Here is a 23,157-nt window from a genome sequence, read left to right as displayed (position 1 = left end):
TTCGGTGCCCATCGCCGAATGTACAGCTCGCCAGCACATCGAGGTGACGTTTCTTCGTTCGCTTGTTAACTCGTTGACGGAATCTCCCCTACTGGCTGCTATTCCTCCACCGGTTAGTGCTTCGCGTGACCGATGGCCGGCCGCTGCCGACTTGACTAAACTGTTGTCACGGTCGGGTGAATCCGTGGTTGGCCGCTGCTGATTCGTTAATTCGGGCCAGGTTCGTTGACGCGTCTCCTACCTAGCGCCGCACCTGCCCCGCCCCGATCGAAAGGTGGGATTTCTTTGTGGCGGACAGTTTCCGTCGCCGCGAATCCTCGATATTCACAATCAGGGATTGAGATGATTACGGGTGGTATCCGTTCGCAAGTTGACAAGATTTGGGACGCTTTCTGGGCGGGCGGAATCGCCAATCCGCTGGAAGTGATCGAGCAGATCACGTATCTGCTGTTTATCAAGCGGTTGGACGACCTGCATACGCTGGAGGAAAACAAGGCCAACCGGACCAAGAAGCCGATGGCGCGGCGGATCTTTCCGGAGGGCAAAGACGAAAAGAAACGGCCCTACGAGGACCTCCGTTGGTCGCGGTTCAAACACTTCGAGCCGGCCGAGATGTTCACCGTCCTGGGCGAGCACGTCTTCCCGTTCCTGCGCACGCTGGGCGGCGACGGGTCGACCTACGCCCACCACATGAAAGACGCCCGATTTACGATCCCGACGCCAGCGCTGTTGACCAAGGTCGTCGACATGATCGACCAGGTGCCGATGGAGGATCGGGACACCAAGGGCGACCTTTACGAGTACATGCTCGGCAAGATCGCCACGGCGGGCCAGAACGGCCAATTCCGCACGCCCCGGCACATTATCCAGTTGATGGTCGAATTGACCGCACCGACGCCCAAGGACGTGATCTGCGACCCTGCGTGCGGAACGGGCGGATTCTTGGTCGCCGCGGGCGAATACATGCGCCTAAAACATCCCGAAGTGTTGCGGGACGCGAAGCTGAAAAAACACTTCCACGGCGAGATGTTCCACGGGTTCGACTTCGACAGCACCATGTTGCGGATCGGCTCCATGAACATGCTGCTGCACGGCGTCGAAAACCCCAGCATCGTCTACCGCGATTCGCTGGCCCAAGAGCACGGCGCGGAGGAAGAAAAGTATTCCCTGGTGCTGGCCAATCCTCCCTTCGCCGGATCGTTGGATTACGAATCCTGTGCCAAGGACCTTTTGCAGATCGTCAAGACGAAGAAGACGGAGTTGCTGTTCCTGGCGTTGTTCCTGCGGCTGATGAAGCCGGGTGGCCGCGCGGCGATCATCGTGCCTGACGGCGTGCTGTTCGGTTCGTCCAAGGCGCACAAGACGCTGCGGAAGATCCTGGTCGAGGATCAAAAACTGGATGGGATCATCTCGATGCCGGGCGGCGTGTTCAAACCCTACGCCGGCGTTTCGACCGTAAGCGTTCTATCTGCCCATGTTGACCGACTGGTTAGCGTGATGGGTTTCTTTCCACTCTCAGGAGAAACCCATGCCGCAGTTTCCCAACCCGCAGCTCGCACAGCAGTGGCGTGACCGTATTGAACGGTTCGCCCAATCCGACCTAACGGTCGCCGATTTCTGTGATCGGGAAGGCTATTCGGTTGCCTCATTCTATCAGTGGCGGCGTAAGCTGCGTTCCTCTGTTCTCGTTGATCCGTCAGCCCCCAGCGATCGACCGGCCTCGTTCGTCGCTGTTGAGCTTCAGCCCGTCGCGATGGAAGCGGCCCAACTGAATGGCCTGGAAATTGAATTGCCTGGTGGGGCCGTTGCTCGCCTCGACCAGAACGCCACCGACGAGCAGCAACGCAGACTGATCAAGAACGTCGTCGAGGCACTCAGCGAGGTGGCATCGTGATCGCACTTGCACCCACCACTCGGATCTTTGTCTACACCGAGGCGACCGATATGAGGAAGAGTTTCAATGGCTTGTCCGGACTCGTCAAAGAACATTTCCAGGTCGACTTGTTCTCTGGTCATCTGTTCGTCTTTTTCAACCGCCGGCGCGACTATGTCAAGATTCTGATGTGGGACTGTGATGGCCTGGCTCTCTGGTCCAAGCGACTCGAAAGTGGAAGCTTCGAGAAGGTTGTCTCCGAGGAACAAGGCAGCTTCGAAATCGATTCCGCCGGCCTGGTCATGATGCTCCGCGGTGTGCAGATTGAAGGATCGCAACGACGCAAACGTTACTCGATCGATCAGCCGCAGGCGGCCTGACCACGTCAAGCAAATCTTTCTTAAAAGCGTCAACGCAAGGCTGATCGAAGCCTTGCGTTTTTTGTTTTGATGGCGATAACAGCGGCATGGCTACTTCGGAAAACAAAGACGACTTGCAAAGCGTGTTGAGGGTCAACGCTGAGCTGATTGAAACGGTTGAACGATTGCAGAAAGCCAACCAACAACTCCGCGAAGAACTGGAACTCTATCGTCGAAAGTTCTTCGGCAGGTCTTCCGAAAGGCACGTCGAAGATGACTCGCAATTGCATCTGTTCGACTTAGGTGAGCAGCAAGCCGAGAACGACGATGCCGAAGACGATGAAGCAAACCAGCCACGCCGACGTCGTCGCAAGAAGAAGTCTGAGAAGCTGCCAGACCATCTCAAACGCAAGGTCATCGAAGCGGACGTTCCGGTCGAACAGCGAATCTGTCCTTGCTGTGATGAAGAGATGCCGATTGTGGGCACCGACATCAGCAATCGATTGGATTTTATCCCCGCAGAGTTTTTCGTTTGGGAGATCCATCGCCATAAACGTGCATGCTGCAATTGCAAAGAATCGATCGCTCAGGTGCCTGCCGGCGAGGAACCCTGCGGCCTGACAACGCCGATCCCCGGCAGCGATTATGGCTTCGGTGTTTACACGCAGCTGATCGTCAATAAATTCGCCGATCATCTACCGCTCTATCGCGGAGAAGACATCTTCGCCCGCGCCGGGATGCTGATCCCTCGCAACACACAATTTGGGATGCTTGCGAACATCGCGGCATTGGCCGGCGTGGTGGTGGAACTGATGAAGTCGCAAATCGTCTCAGGCGATGTGCTGGGTGTGGATGATACGTCGGTTCGTCTGCAGGATCACAGTTTGCCGGGCAAGATGCGGACTGCACGATTCTGGCTGTACCGAGGCCGTGAGGATCATCCGTATAACGTGTTCGATTTCACAGAAAGCCGCGGGCGCGACGGCCCCGGCAAATTCCTTCGTGATTTTCGCGGCCACGCGGTGGTCGATGCTTATGGAGTCAACGACGGAGTCTATCTGGGAGCACAGAATCAGATCTTTGCCGCGTGCTGCAATGCGCACGCACGTCGAAAGTTCGTCGAAGCCAGACCGAACGACCCGGTCGCCGCTGCGCAGGCACTGGCGTTTTACCGTGGCTTGTACAATGTTGAAGATCGCGCGCGGGAAGCATCGGTGGCTGAACGCCTGGAACTGCGCCAGAGCGACTCCGTGCCGATCATGAACGGCCTTCACGACTGGTTGCTGCAGATGAATGATGATCGCCGTGTGCTTCCGAAGAGCTCGATCGGCAAGGCGGTGCGTTATGCATTGAACCAGTGGGACGAGTTGTCGGTGTTCCTCGGCGACGGTGCAATCCCGATTGACAACAATGCGACTGAAAACGAACTTCGCCGTTTGACGATCGGTCGAAAGAACTGGCTGTTTGTCGGCTCGAACCGAGGAGGGCACGTGGCGGCGACGATGTATAGCCTGGTGTCTTCGGCGGCACGGCATCACTTGGATGTGTGGGCCTATGTGGACGACTGTCTTCGCCAGTTGGCAAGTGGCAGCACAGATTACGAACGCCTGCTTCCAGACGTGTGGCGAAAGGAACACCCAGAGTCGATCCGTCCGTACCGCGACGCCGAGCAGAAGGCGCGACGCTTGACCACACAACAACGTCGAACGCGTCGCCGCGAGGCGAGGGTGGCGTGATGGCGAACCTGACCGAGCGAATCCAACTGACGCGCGAACATCGTGACTTGATCCTGAAGTACGGCTACGTCTCAGGCCGTTTGGAGACGTCGCTGCGTCGCTGGCCGAAGGATCAAGTGATTCGCCGAGTGGGAATGACTCGGGTCGAGCTGCAGTGGCTAATCGGCGACCTGAGTCACGTATGCGTCAAAGGCAAAGCGGGTTCCGATGTCGAAGCGGTTGCTGACCTGTGCGACCACCTCGAATACGCCCAGCAAACCGGGGATGGTGATCTCGACATTCTATGGTGACGTCAGATCGGATCTCTGCCATTTGAGCAGCCCAAGTGGCAGACGCTACGACGAGCAAAGCTATCGCCAGCTTCGAGAATCCACTGGCCGTAGTTGATCAGCGATCCAAAAGCGGCAGCGTCTTGAACTCTTGTGGCACATGGCGGATCGAAGGGCGCTTGACCAACGTGACATGCGAGGTGTGATCCAGCGGTTCTTCCTTTTAGCAAAAGACTGAATCTGTTGACCGCACTTCGCGCGTTCGCTTGGGAGTCGAGCGGAAAAAGAACTCAGGGACACCCCAGTGAGATCAAAACGCAGTATCCGGGGCAGCGCCGATGAACTGCGTGCTGAAGACATTTGAAGCTGCTGCCGGCGCATCGGTTAGGCTACAAACACAAAGCGTGATTTTGGACCGCGGTGGCGATCAATGTCTCCGGCGTCGTTGCGTTGGTCACAGGCCCCAAATGTTGATACGCCGACACCGCCACTGCGCCCAATTCGCCACACCGTTCCGATGAATCTTCGGATTGGTGAAAAGCAGTCGCCGGCCGGCCGAGCCACGAAGCGGCACCCGGGCAGATAGAACGCTTACCCTACGCCGGCGTTTCGACCGCCATCCTGTTGTTCACCAAGACCAATTCGGGCGGCACCGAGCACGTTTGGTTTTACGACATGCAAGCCGACGGCAAGTCGCTCGACGACAAGCGAACCGAGTTGTTGCCGCCGGAGAAGCAAGGCCCAACGCCGAAGTCCAAGCTGATCGCCGACGAGCACGCCAAGAACAACCTGCCCGACATCTTGAAGCGTTGGCAGCAGCGGGACGGTAAGGAGCGAAAGAACGAGCGAACAGCCCAGAGTTTCTGTGTGCCGAAGGCTGACATCGCCGAGCAAGGTTACGACCTCTCGATCAACCGCTACAAGGAAGTCGTCTACGAAGAAGTCGAGCATCGCCCGCCGCAAGAGATTTTGGATGAGTTGGAGGGCATCGAGAACGAGATCACCCAAGGCATGAAGCAACTGGGGGGGATGCTGAAGTGAAACCTCCACCTTCAAATGGGCCTTGGAAGTCACTCCCCTTGATTGACGTCGCAACGCTACAGCGTGGTTTCGATTTACCTGTTCAAAGTCGGGAGCCGGGCGAAGTACCGATTTTCGCAGCGAACGGTCCTGTTGGATTTCACAGCACACATAAAGTTTGTGGTCCGGGCGTTGTCACTGGGAGATCAGGAAGTATTGGGAAGGTGCATTACGTTGCGCAGGACTATTGGCCGTTGAATACGTCTCTATTCGTAAAAGATTTTCACGGCAACGATCCCCGTTTCGTTTTTTATCTGCTCACGCACTTGGGACTTCAGAACTATTGCCAAGGTACGGGAGTTCCAACGCTAAATCGTAACAATGTTCATCAAGTTCCAGTCCCCGTTCCGCCCCTTTCCGAGCAGAAGCGGATTGCGGAGATCTTGGATCGGGCGGAGGCGTTGCGCTCTCAACGTCGCGCCGCCCTCGCCCTCCTCGACGAACTCACCCAATCCATCTTCCTCGACATGTTCGGCGATCCGGTGAGTAATCCCAAGGGGTTCCAGTGGGGCACGATGGGTGATCTGTTTTCGATAAAGCATGGATTTGCTTTTAAGAGCGAATATTTCTGCGACTCGGCAGACCACATCCTATTGACGCCAGGAAACTTTTATGAAACTGGTGGGTATAGAGACCGAGGGGAAAAGACGAAATTTTACTCCGGCCCAATTCCGGATGGATACGTATTGCAACAGGAAGACATGCTCGTTGCGATGACAGAACAAGCACCGGGACTCTTGGGCAGTCCTTTGTTTGTCGCAGAATCCGGTGTTTACTTGCACAACCAGCGACTAGGACTTGTCAATCTGAAAGCAAATGCAGACAGGAATTTTGTATTCGAACTGTTGAACACAAAAGCTGTTCGACTTGCGATTCAATCAAGTTCAACCGGCACCAAGGTGAAGCACACGTCTCCGTCGAAGATCACCGCTGTTCGCGTCCCAATCCCACCGGTCAATCTTCAACAGCGTTTCGCGTTAATCGTGAACGAATTAGAAGATTTGAAAAACATTCAGCGTTCGGGGCTAACGAAACACGACATGCTGTTTTCCTCCCTCCAACACCGGGCGTTTCGAGGGCAACTATGATGACGGAAAACAAAGGCGCGCGATGAGCAACTTTGAGTTCCTTACCTCCGAGTGGAAGGACCTGCACGAAGCGGCAAGTAAAGCCGAGCAGACGGCGATACCCGACCCTCGCACGTCCTGCTTCTACGCTCGTCGCGCTCTCGAACTCGCTGTCGCCTGGGCCTACAAGTTCGACCGTGCCCTCAAACTGCCCTACCAGGACAACATCTCGGCGCTGATCCACGAGCCGACGTTCAAGCAAACCGCCGGCGAAGCGGTCTTTGCCAAGGCCAAGGTGATCATCACCCTTGGCAATCGAGCCGTTCACAGCCACCGGGCAATCCCCGAAGCGGATTCCCGGCAAGCGGTCAAGGAACTGTTCCATTTCTGCTATTGGTTCGCTCGCCTCTACGCCCGCCGACATCGCCCCGACACCAGCCTGACCTTTGACGACCAGTCGCTTCCAACAACGACCCCGATCCCCAAGCAGACCCTCGATCAACTCAAACGACTCGAATCCCAGCTTGCCGAGAAAGACGAAAAACTGTCGGTCGTGCTCGCCGACAAGGACAAACTGAGCGAAGAACTGAAGCGGCTTCGCAAAGAAGTCACGGAAGCCAAGAAGGCGGCCGCCAAGGTTCCCGACAATCACGATTACTCGGAAGCCGAAACCCGCGATTACTTCATTGACCTGTTGCTGAAAGAAGCCGGTTGGCCACTCGGTCAAAAACGGGATCGCGAGCTCCCTGTCACCGGGATGCCCAACAACAAGGGCGACGGTTTCGTCGACTACATGCTGTGGGGCGATGACGGCAAGCCGCTGGGCGTGGTGGAGGCCAAACGGACCAAACGCAGTCCCAAGGCCGGCGAGCAACAAGCCAAGCTGTACGCCGACTGCCTGGAAGCGATGTATGACCAACGGCCCATCATCTTCATGTCCAACGGCTATGAGCATTGGATCTGGGACGATGCCTTATACGCCCCCCGGCGTGTCCAGGGATTCTATAAGAAGCCGGAACTGGAACTGCTGATCCAACGCCGGCAGACTCGTCGCCCTCTGGCCGACGCCACGATCAACGACGCCATCGTCGAACGCTACTACCAAACGCGAGCCATTCGCCGCATCGGGGAATCCTTCGAAGCGGACAACGAGCGGAAATCGCTGCTGGTCATGGCGACAGGATCTGGAAAAACTCGCACAGTGATCGCCCTGTGTGACTTGCTGATCCGCTGCAATTGGGCCAAGCGAGTCCTGTTCCTGGCCGATCGTGTTGCCCTGGTGAATCAAGCCACCAACGCTTTCAAGAAGTTTCTGCCCGATTCCTCGCCGGTGAATCTGGTGACGGAAAAGGAAGCCGAGGGGCGCGTCTTCGTTTCGACCTACCCGACGATGATGGGCTTGATCGACGAAGCCAAAGCCGGCCAGCGGCGGTTCGGCGTCGGACATTTCGATCTGGTGGTCATCGACGAGGCCCACCGCAGCGTCTACCAGAAGTACGGCGCGATCTTCGACTACTTCGATTCGCTGCTGGTCGGATTGACCGCCACGCCGAAAGACGAGATCGACAAGAACACGTACACCCTGTTCGATCTGGAAAACGGCGTTCCGACCGACGCCTACGACCTGGACGAAGCGGTCGCGGACAAGTTCCTGGTGCCGCCCAGGGCGGTGTCGGTGCCGCTGAAGTTTGAACGCGAGGGCATCAAGTACAAGGATCTTTCCGAAGACGAGAAAGACGAATGGGATGCAAAAGAGTGGGACGATGAGGGCAACATCCCGGAAAAGGTCGAATCCGCCGCGGTCAACAAATGGTTATTCAACATCGACACGGTCGACAAAGTCCTGAAACACCTGATGGAGCGGGGCCAGTACGTCGACGGGGGCGACACCCTGGGCAAAACGATCATCTTCGCCAAGAACCAGGACCACGCCGACTTCATCCGAGAACGCTTCGACGTGAACTACCCGAACTTCAAGGGCGAGTTCGCTCGGACAATCACGTTCAAAACCGAATACGCCCAGTCCCTGATCGACAGTTTTTCGAACAAGACCAAGCTGCCCCAGATCGCCATCTCGGTCGACATGCTGGACACCGGGATCGACGTGCCCGAAGTCGTCAATCTGGTGTTCTTCAAACTCGTCCGATCCAAGACGAAGTTCTGGCAGATGGTCGGCCGCGGCACTCGGCTGTGCCCCGATCTGTTCGGCCCCGACCAGCACAAAGAGTTTTTCTACATCTTCGACTATTGCCAGAACCTCGAATACTTCAGCCAGAACCCCGACAAATCGGAAGGGTCGCTCAGCGAGTCCTTGTCGGCCAAGCTGTTTAAACGCCGGCTAGAGATGGTGGGCACGCTGGAAAAACGCAACGCACCCGCGGACGGCGAAGAAGCCGTCAAGGTCATCGAGTCGGCCGCTCCCTTCGACGTGGAGATTGACCCCAAGTCGGAAATCCAAGTCTCGCGAGTGACGAAGCGATTGCTCTACAAGCACGTGGCGTCGATGAACCTGGACAACTTCCTCGTTCGCGCCCACCGACGCAGCGTCGAAAAATTCGCCAAGCCCGAAACCTGGGACAAGCTGGCGGAGGACGACTACCAAGAACTTGCCGAGGAGGTTGCCGGCCTACCGACCCAGATGGAACGAGAATCGGAAGAAGCAAAGCGATTCGACCTCCTGCTGCTCAATTTGCAATTGGCACTCCTGAAGTCCGAGCCGGCGTTTGAGCGCCTCCGGGACCAAGTGATCGCCATTGCGGGCCTGTTGGAGGAAAAGTCATCGATCCCGATGGTCGACAAGCAAATGACCTACATCCAGGACGTGCAAAAAGAAGAATGGTGGACCGACGTCACGGTTCCGATGCTGGAAGTCATCCGGCGGCGACTCCGCGATCTGGTGCAGTTCATCGAGAAGCAAAATCGCAAGCCGGTCTACTCCGACTTCGTGGACGAGATCGGCGAGGGCGACGAAATCGAGTTGGCCACCTTCTCCGGCGGCGACACCTTTGAGCGCTTCCGCAGCAAGGCCCAGACGTTCCTGCGAGAGCACTACGACATCGAAGCGGTCCGAAAGCTCCGAACCAACGAACCGCTCACACAAGCCGATCTGGACGCCCTGGAGCGAATCCTGACCGACAACGAGATCGGCAACCCCGAATACATTGACCAAGCCAAGCAAGAGAGCGAGGGCTTCGGCGTCTTCGTCCGCTCCCTTGTCGGCCTCGACCGAGAGGTCGCCAAAAAGCTGTTCGGCGACTTCCTTGAAGGAACGAACTTCAACGCCAACCAGATCGAGTTCATCAACCTGATCATCAACCAACTCGTCGACCACGGCATCGTCGACGTTTCGCTCCTCTACGAATCCCCCTTCACCGACATCGCCCCCCAAGGCCCCGACGCGATCTTCACCGCCGAACAAGTCGACCGCATCATGCAGTTGCTGGACGACATCCGAGCGACGGCCGTGGCAGCTTGACGGCGATCCAAGTATGCCAAGAGGTCGAATGAAAGAGCCCCCAGCAATATTGCGCGAACAACGAGCTTGAGCACGATATCCACAGAACCGCGACAGCATGACGTCCGTATTGACCTACATTGGAGCGAGAGACTAAAAGAGGCGGTTGTCTACCCCCACATTTGTGCGGTTGGCCAACAGTGCGTCAAAATGGCGGTTATCATCGACGGACCACTGTGTGCGGTTTTCGCGGGTTACTCCGCCGATTTTGTGGGGCTGGGTGACGACTATTCGGACTCATACGAGTATCATCGCCCGCTAGCTATGATTTGCCGAACAAGATTTGACGGGAACCGTCTAATGCTGCATACGGCCAGCAATTGTGGGTGGATTGCCCGGAAGCTGGCTTGTACCGGCCAATGAGATTAGCCACCGAACGCACCCGCACGGGCCGATCGCCATGCCCGCGGACTGCAACAATCAGACAGATGAACCAGCAGAGCGGAACTACCAGAACCAAATCATCCATGTCTTCGCCCCCCCTATTCCGCTTCGAAAAAACGAGCGTGATCGCGATAGGGGCGTTCAACGCGCGGATCATTCACCCCACATGGCTGGTTGAGATCGGTGCGATGGACGCCAAGGAAAGCGAAATGCATCGGATGGAAATCAACGTTGAGGAAGCCACGCTGAGACTCGCACCTGTGTCGGACGCGACCGACACCTGGACGATCTCGACACGTCTCTTGGCTGTTGAGTCAACTCAAGAAGATACGACCATTTGGGACGCGGTCGGAAAGGTCTTGAAGAAATTGCCGTGGACGCCGCTCACGGCTGTTGGTACTAATTTTCACTTTAAATCGACGGACCATCCCCCCTCCCCCCACGCCCCGTTAATTCCGAGTAAGCTATCAGTTCAGGGGTACCAAACCAAAGTGATGGGCTCGATGATCGGGCTGACTAAAGCCGATTCGGAATCGGTCCGGAACGTGCAGACTGTTATGGAGGGAGATTCGTGTTCAGTAGTCGTGAATTTCCATACCGACATGAAACCCCATCGCCCGCCGGGTGATCAGGCAAAAGCAATCGAGGAAGCGCTTGGGAATTTTCCGGATAGGAAAAAGGAAGCTGACAAACTAATCGACCAACTTTTTAGGAAGGACGGCCAATGAGCACCGCAACGATCAGGCCGATCGTGGAGACAATCGAATCACCCTGGGATTCAAATACCAATTTTGAACCGGTGTCTGTTGCCGAGAAATCGGTAGCAGTCGCCCAGAGGCCTGGCGTACCTCCGGCGTCAGAACGCCGAGTTGCGAATTTGAGTTCGGTGGGCGATCGCGCGTTTCCGCTGCTCGCGGGGCCTGTGGTTCCCGGAGTTAGTGCAGCGGCATTTTTCATGGCGGCGATATCTCTTTGGATCGCTGGAGTAACGAGCCTCGTACTGCTGGCATTTACATCGGGGACTTTCCTCAGCCTTGTCGCCGTATCCGGCTACTTTGCAAAGCGATCTGCTACCCGAGGCTAGTTATTCCGTGGCTGGAGTAGGGGATGCAAAGCGCGGGCGCGACGTCACTTTAGGATTTCTTCTGGGCGTCGGGGCAACGTGGATTGCGATTGGAATCGCAGTTTCAGCGTCTGGCTGGGTGAAGAACTCGTTTGCTGACCACGTTGCCTGGGATGGACTAGGGTGGGCCTGTCTTGTGTGCATTACCTCTTACCTTGGGATCCAAGTATGGCGTCTGTGGTATCTGCCATCGCCGGCGCGTAGTTTTCAGCTTTCGATGAGGCTCACAGTACCAGCGTTTTTGGTCATATTGACCGGCCAAGTGCTGCATAGGATGTACGGCGTGAGCATTCAGTGGACGAAGAACTGCGATAAACCGAATCTAACTCTAACCCCCGCAGAATCGGACGGGTTGAGCGTTCTTGGTCCTGGAATCACAATCCTCGCAGTAACCGTAGGAATCTGCTGCCTTCATTGGCAGTACTCGGTTCTCTTCAAAAACGAACAGCATCCGGGCTGAGCGGTTTTGCGGATTTCAGTCGAAATGAGAGGTGACTAATGCCAACTCAAACTGCTGGAAGACAGAATTTCGCAGACCACGGAATCTCAGCAATAGCTGGCTGCAAGGCATAAGCCCCTACCATCTCATCAGGCTTTTCGGCTCGTGCGAGTTTCGGCGATTGGCCGTCGAACACAAGTAGACAACACGCGCTCAACCGGGGTCGCCATGGTCCTGCCTGAGAGGCTTTACTAGCCCTCGTCGTGCGTTGCCTCCTCCCATCACATCGCGTCATGTGCGATGTGGGGTGCCCCCTGATTTGACCTGCGGCAAACGGCATCCCAAGACGGATTCTTTAATTGACTTGCCCCCGCCTCCCCACTAGCGTATCCCCCGATAGAATTTCTGCTTCACGGGGTAACTTGTAAGATGAGCACCAAGCCGCACGCGTCGTTTCCGTACCAAGTCAAAAATACGATAACTGGATACAAGGTCGGGTTCCGTTGTCCGGGCTGCCAGGAAAGGTTGTCCGAGACGGTAAGCGCCCGAGGAAACCATTCTTGGCGCGTGGCGTAGGCTGGTGGGTTTTCACTCACGTAACCAGGAGGTTTCCATGGTTCGCTTGCCAGACCCCGCCGTTCGCCAACGTTGGTCGCGGCTGATCCAACTTCACGAACAGTCCGATCTTGCGGTCTCCGAATTTTGCGATTTGCACGGAGTCTCCACCGCATCGTTTTATCGATGGCGACAAAGGCTGCAGGGCGACGCCGATCAGAGCGACGCGTTTCTTGCCGTGCAGATCGAGCAGCCGCGTCCCCAAATCGGCGGCACCACTGTCCGCTTTCCCTGTGGCACGCAGATCGAGCTTGCTTCCTGCGATGCCAACAGCCTGATGATCATCGTCGACCGGTTGGCACCACAACCAAGCGAGTTGCAGCAATGATCGCGCTACCAACCACTGGCGGCATTTTTCTCTACGCCAAGCCGACCGACATGCGAAAGAGTTTCTCGGGCCTGGCTGGCATCGTGCGAAACGAGCTAGGCAAAACGCCAAATGACGGAAGCTTGTTCCTGTTTATCAATCGACGCCAGGACAAACTCAAAGCACTCTATTGGGACCGCGATGGAATGGCGGTGTGGTACAAAAGTCTGGAGCAAGGCACCTTTGAAAGAATCAGGCAAGATGGCGAGGCGAGCGTCAAGCTCGACGCAGCCGACTTGGCGATGCTGCTTGGTGGAATCTCAATCGAAAATGCCAAGAGACGTAAACGGCTCAAGGCAGCGTAAGCTGCCGCGGAAGCAGTGACGACGGACCACACTTGGGAGCAAGTTTTCTTCGGCGAAGAAAACTTGCTTTTTTTCTTGCCCAGACGGTGATTTGCTATTGCGCGATTTCGAGAAGCTTTTAGTCTTCTGTACATGGACAAGCTCAAGCAACTTCAACGCGAAATCGAAGCCCTGCGTGCGAAAAACAGCACGCTTGAGTCCGTCAATGAATCGCTTGCTGCCACCAATGCGTCACTCACCAACAAAGTCGATTCACTCGCTGTAAACAACCAATCGCTTGCTACCACCAACGAGTCTCTCGTCCAAGACGCCAAGTCACTCGCTGCGGCCAAAGAGGACCTTGAATCGAAGAACGAGGACTTACGAAAGCAACTCTCCAAAAAGCAAGACGAACTCGACGCTTTGATCCGTCGCATCTTTGGCCGCCAGAGCGAACGCTTTGAAGACGACGACCAGCTGAAGTTCGAATTCGCCAGTCAAGCAGAAATCGACGACGCTCGTGAAGGCATCAAGCAGGCGATCGAAGAAAATGATCGAGCCGGCAAACGCAACAAGCCGCCCAAGCGACGCAAGCGTGAAGAGCGTTTTCCCGACAGCCTGCCGCGCAAGGAAGTGATTGTCGACTTAAGCGACGAAGAAAAAGAAGGCTTGGTGCGGATCGGAGAAGACGTGGTCGAATCGGCACACTTCACCCGGGGTGCGGCCTATATCATTCGAAAGATCTTCCCCAAGTACGTTCACCCGGAGGATCCCCGCGCCGGTATTTTGCAGGCCCCACGCCCCGCGGCGCTGATTCAAGGCGATCGCTACGACACCTCATTCGCTGCCTCGGTCATTGCCAATCGACTTGGCTACCATCTGCCGATCTATCGTCAAGAGGACATGTTCGCCGAGTGCGGCCTTTACCTTTCACGCAGTACGCTACTAAACCTTCAAGAAGCTGCCGAACGCGTGCTCCGGCCGTTCGTGCAGTGGCTTGCTGACTTGGTTCGCACCGACAGCTGCATCGGAAGTGACGACACGTCGATCCGCTTACTGTTGCCGCAAGACATTCCCGAAGCACGCGAGGACGATCCGAAGGGTCGGCGTGCTGCGGAAGTTTTTGCAGCAGCCAAGTCGAAAGGGCTCAAAAGCATCACGGCAAAGATGTGGGCCTACCGAGGCGTTCATATTCCAATCAACGTGTTTGACTTTACGGTCAGTCGTCACCGTGATGGGCCGGACCAATTTTTAGTCGATAGCGAGTATACGGGAACTCTATTGGGAGACTGCTACGGAGCGAACACGGGGATTTACATACGATCAAACGGATTGATCGTTCATGCCGCTTGCGCGGCCCATGCGCGTCGGAAGGTGGAAGCTGCGCTAGACAATCACGCGGAGCATGCAAAGCATTTACTTGGATTGTTTCGATTGATTTATGATGTCGAAGACGAAGCTCGAGAGTTGTCGCCAGCAGAACGCTTGACACTTCGCCAAAAGCAATCGGCTCCCCTTTGGGGCCAGATGCGCGAGTACCTCCAGATGAAGATGATGGACGTGCTGAGTAGTGACAAGATCAGCGATGCGCGAAGTTACATCTTGAATCAATGGCAAGGACTGACGGCTCACCTTGAAGACGGGGAAATCCCGATCGACAACAACTCATGCGAGCAGCTGATGAAGCAAGTAGCACTGGGTCGCAAGAACTGGCTTTTTCTTGGCAGTCTTGCATCGGGTTATCGTACGGCGACATTGATGACGGTCGTCAGCAGCGCGATACGAAACGACCTGGATGTGGCGGCGTACTTGGAAGACGTACTCGACCAGCTTCTCGCAGGCAGTCGCGACTATGCCGCGCTGCGTCCTGACGCATGGGGGACAGCGCATCCGGAGTCGATCCGGGCCCACCGGCAAAAGGAGCGTGAAGCTGACAACATCCGTCGAGAGCGAGATCGGCTTCGCCGCCGCCTCGCCCGCCTGGATCAGTAGCTGGCACTGCAAGGCAGCATTCAGGACTGTCTTTCGATAAAAGAAAACTGACGTAGAACACACCTCGCGCGTCACGAGGGAGTCACGCGCCTGCTAAGCTCGCGTTGGGCCCTATGAGATCAAGACGCTTGTCCCGGCGGATCGCGGATCATCTACGGCCAGTGGATCCGAGAATCGGGCGATAGCTCTTTCCCTGAAACATGGCCACGGCGTCGCCCCGTTGGCCCACCTAACCCATGGTGCTCCTGGGCGCTTACGTCCGAGACGATCGAAAAGGCCGGGCAGCCAGATCGTTGCCCAGTTTGTGGCGCTACCTTCATACTTCCTGGTCAAAACGAACTAGAGAAGCTACAGACGAAAAGGGAAGAGACGCAACGCCGGAAGGAATTGCAACGGCAACAGAGGAAGGCCAAACGTGAGGCCAAGAAACAAGCCGCTCTCGAAGAAAGGAACCAGCGTCGCCTTGCCGCGCTCGCGGAAAAGAAGGAAATGGAAGAGACAGCGACTCTGGAGGCAGCCTATTCGCCTCCCGACGAATCTCCTCCGTCTCCGCCCACCCGAAAAGCTACGTCCGTCACAATCCCATTTCCGATGCTGGATTTTTACCGGAAGGCACTGCTTTTCCTCGGCTATCCTTCTCTGGTTTTCGGGACACTAGCGACGGTTGTCGGGTGCGTTCTGATAGGCACCGACGACGAAGATGGAGTCTCTTGGTTCATTTTCGGTGCCGGGCTCGTGGGCAACGGAATTGTGATGATTCTGACCGGCGAAGTGATCAAACTGTTCCTCAGCATGGAAGAGCACCTGCGGATGATCCGCGATGCCGGTGACCACCAGTAAGCCAATGCAGTCGTGAGGAGCTAGTCCGCCGGTTGGGCTATCCCGCGTTGCCGACGGGTTCGCTTTTGTTCTCTCTTCATCCCTGCACCGTAATCATCGGTCTGCCGCAGGTTTTCGGTGGAGAGAAGGTGAGGGCGGGATGAGCCGGCCTCGATTCCTGCGGTCGCAAGGTGGATCGCTCCTATCGGGGCCTGCCCACTGGTGATCCGGTATGGGGCGTTCGCGGATTTAGGGAACTTGCGTATTCAAGTAGCCCGCTTTTTGAATCGTCGCCGAGACTCTGCCAAATCTCGACCAAACGCGCCAAAAGGACATCGTCGTTCCCGCCACCGTTCCCGTTTTCGCCAGTCAGTTGCGTTTTTTCAATCAAAACGCTAGTTTGTTGGAGTCCTGCCGGGGGAGCCTTTTGAAAAACTACGGAACGAAGTACCGTCCAGTAAACGCCCGCAAGGCCTGAATCGGCCCGCGGGCGTTTCTCGTTTTGGCCCCAATTTTCCCGGCGTCACGCCACTTCTCCACGGACGCCCTTCTCTCGCGCGTCCGCGATCTCTCATCTCTGAGACAAGCGTGAATCCCAAGATTACGCTCGAATCCCGCAGAGACCGCCAAAACATCTCGATCTCTCTGGATCACAGGCCCAGACGGGTTAACGCCTGATCTCTCTTCGATTCACCGGGCGAACCTGCTCGCCTGTGCTCCCACAATCCTCTCCACAGCTCAGCAAAGAGACTCGCGAGAGACCCCGCGAGATTCCACGCGCACCGCTTTGATGTGGGGGCCTCTCTGAGATAAACCTTGGCAAGTGAGAGATCTTTGAGAGAGGCGATTCTGGCCTGCATCGCGATTCCCCGCGGTCGAACCACCTGGTTCGTCACGGTGTCTTGGCCGGCATGAGGATTACATCGATTCAACCTGAACTGATTCGGGAGATTTCATTCCTGAATGCTGGCCGAGGGCCGGGCGGTTTCTACCGAGACACACTGCCGGTGCACCGTGGATTTGTGGATACGCTACCGGACGGAATGTCAGCGATCATCGCCACTGCTGATCTGCAAGGACGCGAGACTTTCGAATCGGCTGGCGGCAAATCACTTCGTCTGCTCGGTGAAGTCCTCCCAGCGATCCTCGCAAATGAGATCATTCCCAATCTCGGCGTAGGCAACGGACGGATTGGCGTGCTCTTGGCGGGCGACTTCTACACGGTCCCGGCACTCGACAAACGCGGCGGATCCGGTGATGTGACTCCCGTATGGAGAGTGTTTGCCGACGAGTTCGATTGGATTGTCGGCGTCGCCGGCAACCACGACCTGTTCGGTGACGCAGCAACTCGTCCGAGATTTACCGACCCAGTTCATTTTCTCGATAACGACACAGTCACCATCGATGAACTGCCCATCGCAGGGCTGAGCGGCATCCCCGGTAATCCAAGACGCCCGTGGCGTCGCACAGAAGATGACTTCATCGAAGCACTTGAACAGCTGCTCTGCGACGCACCAGCAATCGTAGTAATGCACGAGGGACCAGATTTACCCGAACTCGGTTTCCGGGGTTCGCCTAAAATAAGACACGTATTGGAGCGTTCCGAATCAACGCTCGTTGTTCGTGGGCACGCGCACTGGAACCAACCTTTCGCGGAACTCTCAAACGGGCCTCAGGTACTCAACGTCGATGCGAGAGTCGTCATCCTTACAAAGGATCAATCATCAAGATCTCTAGATGGAGGGATTCATGAAACATAAGAAACGTCAACACCAGCCGAAGCGGAAAAAGCGAAAATTCAATCGCTCCAACAATGACACTGGGGCGACGACTCAAGACGAGCCGCCGTCGATATTTGAAATGCCCGAATCAGAAGTTGACGCATTCATTGCCTCGAATGCCCAGGCGATAGAGGAGATCATTAGTCGATACGATCCATTTGAGTTGATCGCGGCCTTTCGTTACATGGAAGTTGCAGTTGACCCGGACAACTATTCTGAATCGACACATGCAGGGCAAGCCGCTGCTGTGGAATACGTGGCGTCATTAGTGGCCAAAAGATCCTATGTCGAGCGTCCCAAGCGTATTTTTGATCCGAGCGAATTAGGCGGGCTACGCGGTCTTTCTCACTACTCGTTAGCACTGACGCAACACAAATATCAACTCAAAGCCGCCCGTGCATCATCCGACAGGAATCTCGCCTGGATCAGCGCAGCCATGGCGACAAACAGTCTCTTGGTCCGTGGGCACGCATACCCACACCACCTTTTCAACATCCTGAAGGGTCTCGCTAACACAGTTGATACCGTCGTTTTTGAGGTGTTAGGTTTTAGCCTAACGGATGCGATCGAGATCGACGACGCAATCTTTCAACTTGAAATCGCCCGATCGGAGGTTCACTTTAACGGATTGGATGGACTCCGAAGCAAGCTAACGGCTTTCGCACAGGGACAAATTTCGCGTGAGCAATTCGACGAGATGTATTCGGCTGATGCGCCCATTCTTGATCATCTAAACGATGAATCTTGGGAAGAAACGATCGAGCAGTTCGTCGTCCACAACAATGGGGTGCGATCCGCGTGGTGCGCGGCTTGATCCGCCAATCACGCGTCTTCGGTGATGATAAGGTCTCTGACAGCCGGTTTCGCCGCAAGCCACTTCTTATAGACCGCGTCCCAAATCCCGCTCAGCAACAAGCAACGAAGCGTCATCGTTCGTTGACCACCCTCTTTGCTCCAACGCATCCCAGACAGTTTCATTCGTTCACTGACGATCTGCTTGCAGGCCGATTCCACTACGCCGCTGCCGATCGGATAACCGCGCGATTTCATTGTAGCGTAGTCCATGAAACGAGAATAACGTCGAAGGTACCGCTCGGCTTTCTCCGCCTCATCGGTTGCTGATGCCTTGTAGCAATAGAGTTCACGCATCTTTGCGATGCTGCGAAGCACACGTCCGTGGCCACCGGGCTGCAGAAGCAACCATCTCGCATGTTCAAGCCATTCAATTCGCTTTGTCTTGTCCTTGCCCAACTTCAATGCGTCGGCGATCACTGTTAGACGCTCGGCGGCATGGTAGTAGTCGACCACACGAGTGATCTTGATTCGCCGCCCATCGACAAAGAACGCCTGCAACGTGTTCCTCCAGTAAGCCGTTTCGACTTTGCCCGCGTCGCTGACGTACACAATCTCCGGGACACAATTGCCACAGCCACGAATCGTTGCCGTGAGCAGACTGGTCAGTTGATTCGAAAGAGTGGCCTGATTTGTCTCGGGAACGCGGCCCAAATACACCGTCCCGAGTTTCTTGCCATCGGCCAAGACACTCACGCACGCGACACTGGCCATCTCGAAAGAGCTCCACTGTGCAAGGCCCAGGGCGACGCCGTCACGGCTGACCGACAAAACCGGCGTTTTTTCCAGCCCGCGAGCCTGGCCAATCATTCTCATCAGTTCTTCAACTTGAGCTTCCTCGCGGTGCGGTTCCATGCCGTCGGCGAGCGTGCCGACGAGTTTGCGAAGTTTCTCCGTACCGATCTTCGTTCCCATTTGATCGGTGATCATTGCCAGCGTCCTTTCCTGAGAACTCCCGCAGGCCGCGAATTGTTTACCGGCCCGGTCAGCCGCCGCCGGAGTGAACCCGTCTTCGATGCCCAGTGAGATTTCTATCGGGAAGATCACCCGACCGGCTCGTCCGCGTCGATACCGCGCCCGCAGCAGCGAGACCTTGCCAAACCGTGTCACGATGTCCGACCGAAGCGCCTTGTCGGGCAACCGTCGATGAGACTGCTCGCGAAACGAAACCGTGCCGGGCATCTCGTCGATCGCAGGTTCGAGTTGCGAAAAGAGCCACTCGATCAAGCGTCGCCCGACCTCAAGAAGTTGCTGATGAAGCTGATTTTCGACATTATGCGTTTGCTCGGGCGTTGATTGGTCAGCGGCAAACGATGCGACCAGCGAGATGGCATTTTCTCGAAACTCGTCGACGATTTTGTCCAGGGCGACGGAAATTTCAGTTTCTGCGATTGCCGAAACAAGGCTTCCAGCGTTAACTTTGACGTCCATGAGGCTTCCTTTCCTGCGGTGTTAGCTTGGTAACCAACATTTTGCAGGAGGAAGCCTCTTTTTATAAATACCAATCTGGAGGAATCAGGGGCGCACTACGCGGATCGCACCCCAACAATGTGTACAACTGCGGAGCCATCAGCACGTTTTCGGCTGAAGATATTGACGAGCGCACTGACATCGACTCAGATCGGATCAAGGCGTTTCTTAGATGCTTTAGTGTCGAGCTTGGGGAAGTCAATTCAGACTTCGCGCAACCATCACCAACCACACCGTTTCTCAACAGGCCGTATCTTGGCTCTGGCGACAAGTTCACACGTGTGAACAGTGATGCGTACAGTTATCTCTTGCCGCGAATCGATGGATTGATGAACGCGGACAAAAACGACGCAAGTTCGAAGAAACAGTGGAAGCGGTATCACACGAAGCGAGATGCTTACCTCGAGACAAAGACGATTGAATTGTTTAAACGAATGATGCCATCGGCCTTGGCGGAACATTCGCTCAAATACCCCAACTCCGATGACCCGAAAGATGGCACGGCGGAACTCGATGGTCTAGTGGTCCATGACAATAACTTTCTGCTGATCGAAGCTAAGGCCGCCACCATTTCTGAGCCTACTCGGCGAGGATCGGAATTGAAACTCCAGGCCGATGCAAAGAAGACGATCGACAAGGCTACTGAACAAGCGGAGAGAGCGGCGAACTTCATATTGCAGCGCGACGATCGAGTTGTTTTCACAAGAAAGGACGGATCAGAACTTTCGATTGAACTGCCGCCAGTGAAGCATATTTATCGCATTGCTGTAACGCTGGACCACATGGATGCAGTGCTAGTTAACACCGGCATCGCTATCGAAGCAGGTCTCATGCCAAGCGTTGAAAACTATTGGAGCGTAGGTCTACGAGACCTAATCGTTTTCGCTGACTTGATCCAGTGCCCGACTGAACTACTGCACTACATCAGTCGACGGAATCACCTGTTCAAGAAATACCCAATGATTGTGACCGATGAGATTGATCTTCTTGGAAACTACATCAGTAGTCAGCGTCTGTATTTCGACAATGTTGTGAAGCAGGAGGGCGCTGTCATCACACTCGTTTCACATTCGGACGAAATTGACAATTACTACTATTTCGAGCAAGGCGCCCGCACGAAGGAAACAGACAAGCCACACCTCAGTTTTCCGGTCCCAATTGAAAAACTACTCGAGTCACTTGAAGCTGATCCAAAGCCGTGTTACTCAGAAGCCAGCATGCGGATCTTATCGATGTCGGGAGATGCGCATGATGAATTTTCAAAAGGAATCTCAGCCTGCATTGAGCGCTGCAGCGATCGAAACACTCATAGCTCCATCGGTATGGGGCTCGACAACTCGAGTTACGGAATAACGTATTTTGTGTTTCCAGACTGTGAAGCAGAGGAGATCAAGCACACGGTCGGTTTCTACCTGGAGGAGAAACAGCGGCGCACAAACGCAGGCTCATGGGTTGCTGTAGCAACGCTTTTATCGAAGCCGTACAAAGTCCAAACTGTGGGAATGATCTCGAATAATACAGATCGCAACTACTAAGACGCATAGAATGGTAGGAAAGCTGACGAATACGCCCGCGACGGATTTCTCCGCCGCGAGCGTTGTCCAATGCTACCCAATTGTCGTCGATCTAATCGACGACTCGTGTCACCACGCCCGATCCGACGGTCCTGCCGCCTTCACGGATGGCGAAGCGATCACCGTCAGCGACCGCGATCGGTTGCTTCAGCGTGACTTTCAACTGCACGCCGTCGCCAGGCATCGCCATGTCGACTCCGCCCATCACGTTTGCGCTGCCGGTCACATTCGTGGTTCGGAAGAAGAACTGAGGAGCATAGCCGTCAAAGAACGGCGTGTGCCGGCCTCCTTCCTCTTTCTTCAACACGTACACTTCGGCCTCGAATTCGTGATGCGGTGTCAATGTTCCCACCTTCGCCAAAACTTGACCTTTGGTGATCTCGTTGTGAGCCATCTTGCGAAGCAACACACCAACGTTGTCACCAGCATTTCCGACCTCCAAGACTTCGCCGAACGATTCCACTTGCGTGATCACGTCCGTCGCGGTCGCGGATTTCAGTCCTAGGATCTCGACGCTGTCTCCGGCGCGAACCATTCCCTGCTCAATCTTCCCAGTCACGACGGTGCCGCGACCGGCGATCGAGTAGACGTTCTCAATTGGCATCAAGAACGGCTTGTCGATCAGACGCACAGGATCGGGAATCCAGCGGTCGAGAGCATCTAGCAACTGCTCAACGCACTCGATTGCCTTTGGATTCGTGGGATCGTCATGCGCCTGCTTTGCCGAACCACGAATGACCGGAGTCTTTTCGCCGTCGTAACCATACTCTCTGAGCAGCTCGCGCAAATCCAGTTCGACCAGCTCGAGCAATTCGGCGTCTTCAACCAAGTCGCATTTATTCATGAACACGACCAGATGTGGCACGCCAACTTGTCGGGCCAGCAGCAGGTGTTCGCGAGTCTGCGGCATCGGGCCATCGGCAGCCGATACCAGCAACACCGCGCCGTCCATTTGAGCCGCACCGGTGATCATGTTCTTGATGTAGTCGGCGTGACCGGGACAGTCGATGTGGGCGTAGTTGCGACCGGCCGTTTCGTACTTCACGTGCGAAGCAATCACGGTCACGGTCTTGTTCTTGTCGCGAACAATGCCGCCTTTGGCGATCGACTCGTACGACTTGTACTTAGCCTGTCCCTTCTCCGATTGCACACGCAACAAGGCTGAAGTCAGCGTCGTTTTACCGTGGTCGATGTGACCGATCGTTCCGACGTTGACCGACACCTTGCCATTTCGCGTCATTTCGTTTTGAACCATAGCTCGCAAACTCCTTGGTAAAGAAAACGTTTCGCACCGATCGCCAGCGACCGAGGTGAGCAGCCTCGGCAACCTTTTTGCCCTGCGTGAGCGCCAGATGAACGGAAACAAAGAAACAGGAAAACGCCGTCATTCAAAAATCGACAATCCACAAAAAAAGCCCGCCAAGTGAATCACCAGGCGGGCTTTGCGAATCGTTTTGGAATCAACATTCAACCACGACGCACCATCCCCGCCTCGCCGTCGAATGACGAGTCGGTCGCCCGTGATGTTGATGTTGTGGTGAAAGTAGTCATTGGGTTTC

General features: G+C 55.6%; 18 protein-coding genes. 16 read left to right on the top strand and 2 right to left on the bottom strand.

Features of this window, described 5'->3' with window-relative positions; translation table 11 throughout:
• Positions 1-342: 342 nt before the first annotated feature.
• The 15 genes from Enr13x_RS02320 to Enr13x_RS02250 all read left to right on the top strand — a co-directional run bounded on the left by Enr13x_RS02320 (position 343) and on the right by Enr13x_RS02250 (position 18,516).
• Positions 343-1,572, top strand: coding sequence for a type I restriction-modification system subunit M (locus tag Enr13x_RS02320; RefSeq protein ID WP_231744052.1), 1,230 nt, complete (start codon positions 343-345; stop codon positions 1,570-1,572).
• Entirely contained in the window at positions 1,529-1,894 is a 366-nt protein-coding gene (tnpA, locus tag Enr13x_RS02315) for an IS66 family insertion sequence element accessory protein TnpA (protein ID WP_145384503.1), read from the top strand. Before Enr13x_RS02320 ends, tnpA (Enr13x_RS02315) begins: the two co-directional genes overlap by 44 nt.
• Positions 1,891-2,253, top strand: a complete 363-nt coding sequence (tnpB, locus tag Enr13x_RS02310) for an IS66 family insertion sequence element accessory protein TnpB (RefSeq protein WP_145384502.1) — start codon at positions 1,891-1,893, stop codon at positions 2,251-2,253. Before tnpA (Enr13x_RS02315) ends, tnpB (Enr13x_RS02310) begins: the two co-directional genes overlap by 4 nt.
• Positions 2,254-2,339: 86 nt before the next feature.
• Positions 2,340-3,968 (top strand): IS66 family transposase, encoded by a 1,629-nt coding sequence (gene tnpC, locus Enr13x_RS02305; protein WP_145384501.1) that lies wholly within the window; start codon positions 2,340-2,342, stop codon positions 3,966-3,968.
• A complete protein-coding gene (locus Enr13x_RS02300; protein WP_145384500.1) occupies positions 3,968-4,258 on the top strand; it encodes a hypothetical protein in 291 nt (96 codons plus the stop codon). The genes tnpC (Enr13x_RS02305) and Enr13x_RS02300 overlap by 1 nt, the downstream gene beginning before the upstream one ends.
• A 561-nt stretch (positions 4,259-4,819) precedes the next feature.
• The gene (locus Enr13x_RS02295; RefSeq protein ID WP_261344196.1) at positions 4,820-5,278 is read left to right on the top strand and encodes an SAM-dependent methyltransferase; all 459 of its coding nucleotides are present in this window, start codon (positions 4,820-4,822) and stop codon (positions 5,276-5,278) included.
• On the top strand, positions 5,275-6,405 hold the full coding sequence (locus Enr13x_RS02290) for a restriction endonuclease subunit S (protein WP_145384499.1): 1,131 nt from the start codon (positions 5,275-5,277) through the stop codon (positions 6,403-6,405). The genes Enr13x_RS02295 and Enr13x_RS02290 overlap by 4 nt, the downstream gene beginning before the upstream one ends.
• Before the next feature lie 22 nt (positions 6,406-6,427).
• Positions 6,428-9,859, top strand: a complete 3,432-nt coding sequence (locus tag Enr13x_RS02285; protein WP_145384498.1) for a DEAD/DEAH box helicase family protein — start codon at positions 6,428-6,430, stop codon at positions 9,857-9,859.
• Positions 9,860-10,326: 467 nt separating this feature from the next.
• Positions 10,327-11,010 carry a hypothetical protein gene (locus Enr13x_RS02280; protein WP_145384497.1) on the top strand — a complete coding sequence of 228 codons (684 nt, stop codon included), beginning with the start codon at positions 10,327-10,329 and terminating at the stop codon, positions 11,008-11,010.
• A gap of 1,447 nt (positions 11,011-12,457) precedes the next feature.
• The gene (gene tnpA / locus Enr13x_RS02275) at positions 12,458-12,787 is read left to right on the top strand and encodes an IS66 family insertion sequence element accessory protein TnpA (RefSeq protein ID WP_145384496.1); all 330 of its coding nucleotides are present in this window, start codon (positions 12,458-12,460) and stop codon (positions 12,785-12,787) included.
• Positions 12,784-13,131: an IS66 family insertion sequence element accessory protein TnpB gene (gene tnpB, locus Enr13x_RS37620; RefSeq protein ID WP_145389223.1), complete on the top strand. Its 348-nt coding sequence runs from the start codon at positions 12,784-12,786 to the stop codon at positions 13,129-13,131. The genes tnpA (Enr13x_RS02275) and tnpB (Enr13x_RS37620) overlap by 4 nt, the downstream gene beginning before the upstream one ends.
• A gap of 132 nt (positions 13,132-13,263) precedes the next feature.
• Positions 13,264-15,102 (top strand): IS66 family transposase, encoded by a 1,839-nt coding sequence (tnpC, locus tag Enr13x_RS02265; RefSeq protein ID WP_145384494.1) that lies wholly within the window; start codon positions 13,264-13,266, stop codon positions 15,100-15,102.
• A gap of 387 nt (positions 15,103-15,489) precedes the next feature.
• Positions 15,490-15,942: a hypothetical protein gene (locus tag Enr13x_RS02260; RefSeq protein WP_145384493.1), complete on the top strand. Its 453-nt coding sequence runs from the start codon at positions 15,490-15,492 to the stop codon at positions 15,940-15,942.
• Between the two features lie 1,022 nt (positions 15,943-16,964).
• The gene (locus Enr13x_RS02255) at positions 16,965-17,681 is read left to right on the top strand and encodes a metallophosphoesterase family protein (protein ID WP_197455715.1); all 717 of its coding nucleotides are present in this window, start codon (positions 16,965-16,967) and stop codon (positions 17,679-17,681) included.
• Complete coding sequence (locus Enr13x_RS02250; RefSeq protein WP_145384491.1) at positions 17,671-18,516, top strand: hypothetical protein; 846 nt, start codon at positions 17,671-17,673, stop codon at positions 18,514-18,516. The genes Enr13x_RS02255 and Enr13x_RS02250 overlap by 11 nt, the downstream gene beginning before the upstream one ends.
• Positions 18,517-18,524: 8 nt before the next feature.
• Here Enr13x_RS02250 and Enr13x_RS02245 read toward each other — a convergent pair whose 3' ends face one another.
• Entirely contained in the window at positions 18,525-19,985 is a 1,461-nt protein-coding gene (locus Enr13x_RS02245) for a hypothetical protein (RefSeq protein WP_145384490.1), read from the bottom strand.
• Positions 19,986-20,011: 26 nt separating this feature from the next.
• Here Enr13x_RS02245 and Enr13x_RS02240 point away from each other — a divergent pair, with 26 nt between their 5' ends.
• Positions 20,012-21,559 (top strand): hypothetical protein, encoded by a 1,548-nt coding sequence (locus Enr13x_RS02240; protein WP_145384489.1) that lies wholly within the window; start codon positions 20,012-20,014, stop codon positions 21,557-21,559.
• 91 nt (positions 21,560-21,650) lie between these two features.
• On the opposite strand, the gene tuf is transcribed toward Enr13x_RS02240, so the two are convergent.
• On the bottom strand, positions 21,651-22,853 hold the full coding sequence (tuf, locus tag Enr13x_RS02235; RefSeq protein WP_145384488.1) for an elongation factor Tu: 1,203 nt from the start codon (positions 22,851-22,853) through the stop codon (positions 21,651-21,653).
• Positions 22,854-23,157 lie beyond the last annotated feature (304 nt).

Source organism: Stieleria neptunia (assembly GCF_007754155.1).
Classification (GTDB): Bacteria; Planctomycetota; Planctomycetia; order Pirellulales; family Pirellulaceae; genus Stieleria; species Stieleria neptunia.
This window is presented reverse-complemented; position numbering and strand designations above follow the sequence as displayed.

What these genes read in the sequence shown, in the direction of transcription:
- Enr13x_RS02320 (WP_231744052.1), top strand. Translation starts at nt 343, where the DNA reads ATGATTACGGGTGGTATCCGTTCGCAAGTTGACAAGATTTGGGACGCT.
- tnpA (WP_145384503.1), top strand. Translation starts at nt 1,529, where the DNA reads ATGCCGCAGTTTCCCAACCCGCAGCTCGCACAGCAGTGGCGTGACCGT.
- tnpC (WP_145384501.1), top strand. Translation starts at nt 2,340, where the DNA reads ATGGCTACTTCGGAAAACAAAGACGACTTGCAAAGCGTGTTGAGGGTC.
- Enr13x_RS02300 (WP_145384500.1), top strand. Translation starts at nt 3,968, where the DNA reads ATGGCGAACCTGACCGAGCGAATCCAACTGACGCGCGAACATCGTGAC.
- Enr13x_RS02285 (WP_145384498.1), top strand. Translation starts at nt 6,428, where the DNA reads ATGAGCAACTTTGAGTTCCTTACCTCCGAGTGGAAGGACCTGCACGAA.
- Enr13x_RS02280 (WP_145384497.1), top strand. Translation starts at nt 10,327, where the DNA reads ATGAACCAGCAGAGCGGAACTACCAGAACCAAATCATCCATGTCTTCG.
- tnpA (WP_145384496.1), top strand. Translation starts at nt 12,458, where the DNA reads ATGGTTCGCTTGCCAGACCCCGCCGTTCGCCAACGTTGGTCGCGGCTG.
- tnpB (WP_145389223.1), top strand. Translation starts at nt 12,784, where the DNA reads ATGATCGCGCTACCAACCACTGGCGGCATTTTTCTCTACGCCAAGCCG.
- tnpC (WP_145384494.1), top strand. Translation starts at nt 13,264, where the DNA reads ATGGACAAGCTCAAGCAACTTCAACGCGAAATCGAAGCCCTGCGTGCG.
- Enr13x_RS02255 (WP_197455715.1), top strand. Translation starts at nt 16,965, where the DNA reads ATGTCAGCGATCATCGCCACTGCTGATCTGCAAGGACGCGAGACTTTC.
- Enr13x_RS02250 (WP_145384491.1), top strand. Translation starts at nt 17,671, where the DNA reads ATGAAACATAAGAAACGTCAACACCAGCCGAAGCGGAAAAAGCGAAAA.
- Enr13x_RS02245 (WP_145384490.1), bottom strand. Translation starts at nt 19,985, where the DNA reads ATGGACGTCAAAGTTAACGCTGGAAGCCTTGTTTCGGCAATCGCAGAA.
- tuf (WP_145384488.1), bottom strand. Translation starts at nt 22,853, where the DNA reads ATGGTTCAAAACGAAATGACGCGAAATGGCAAGGTGTCGGTCAACGTC.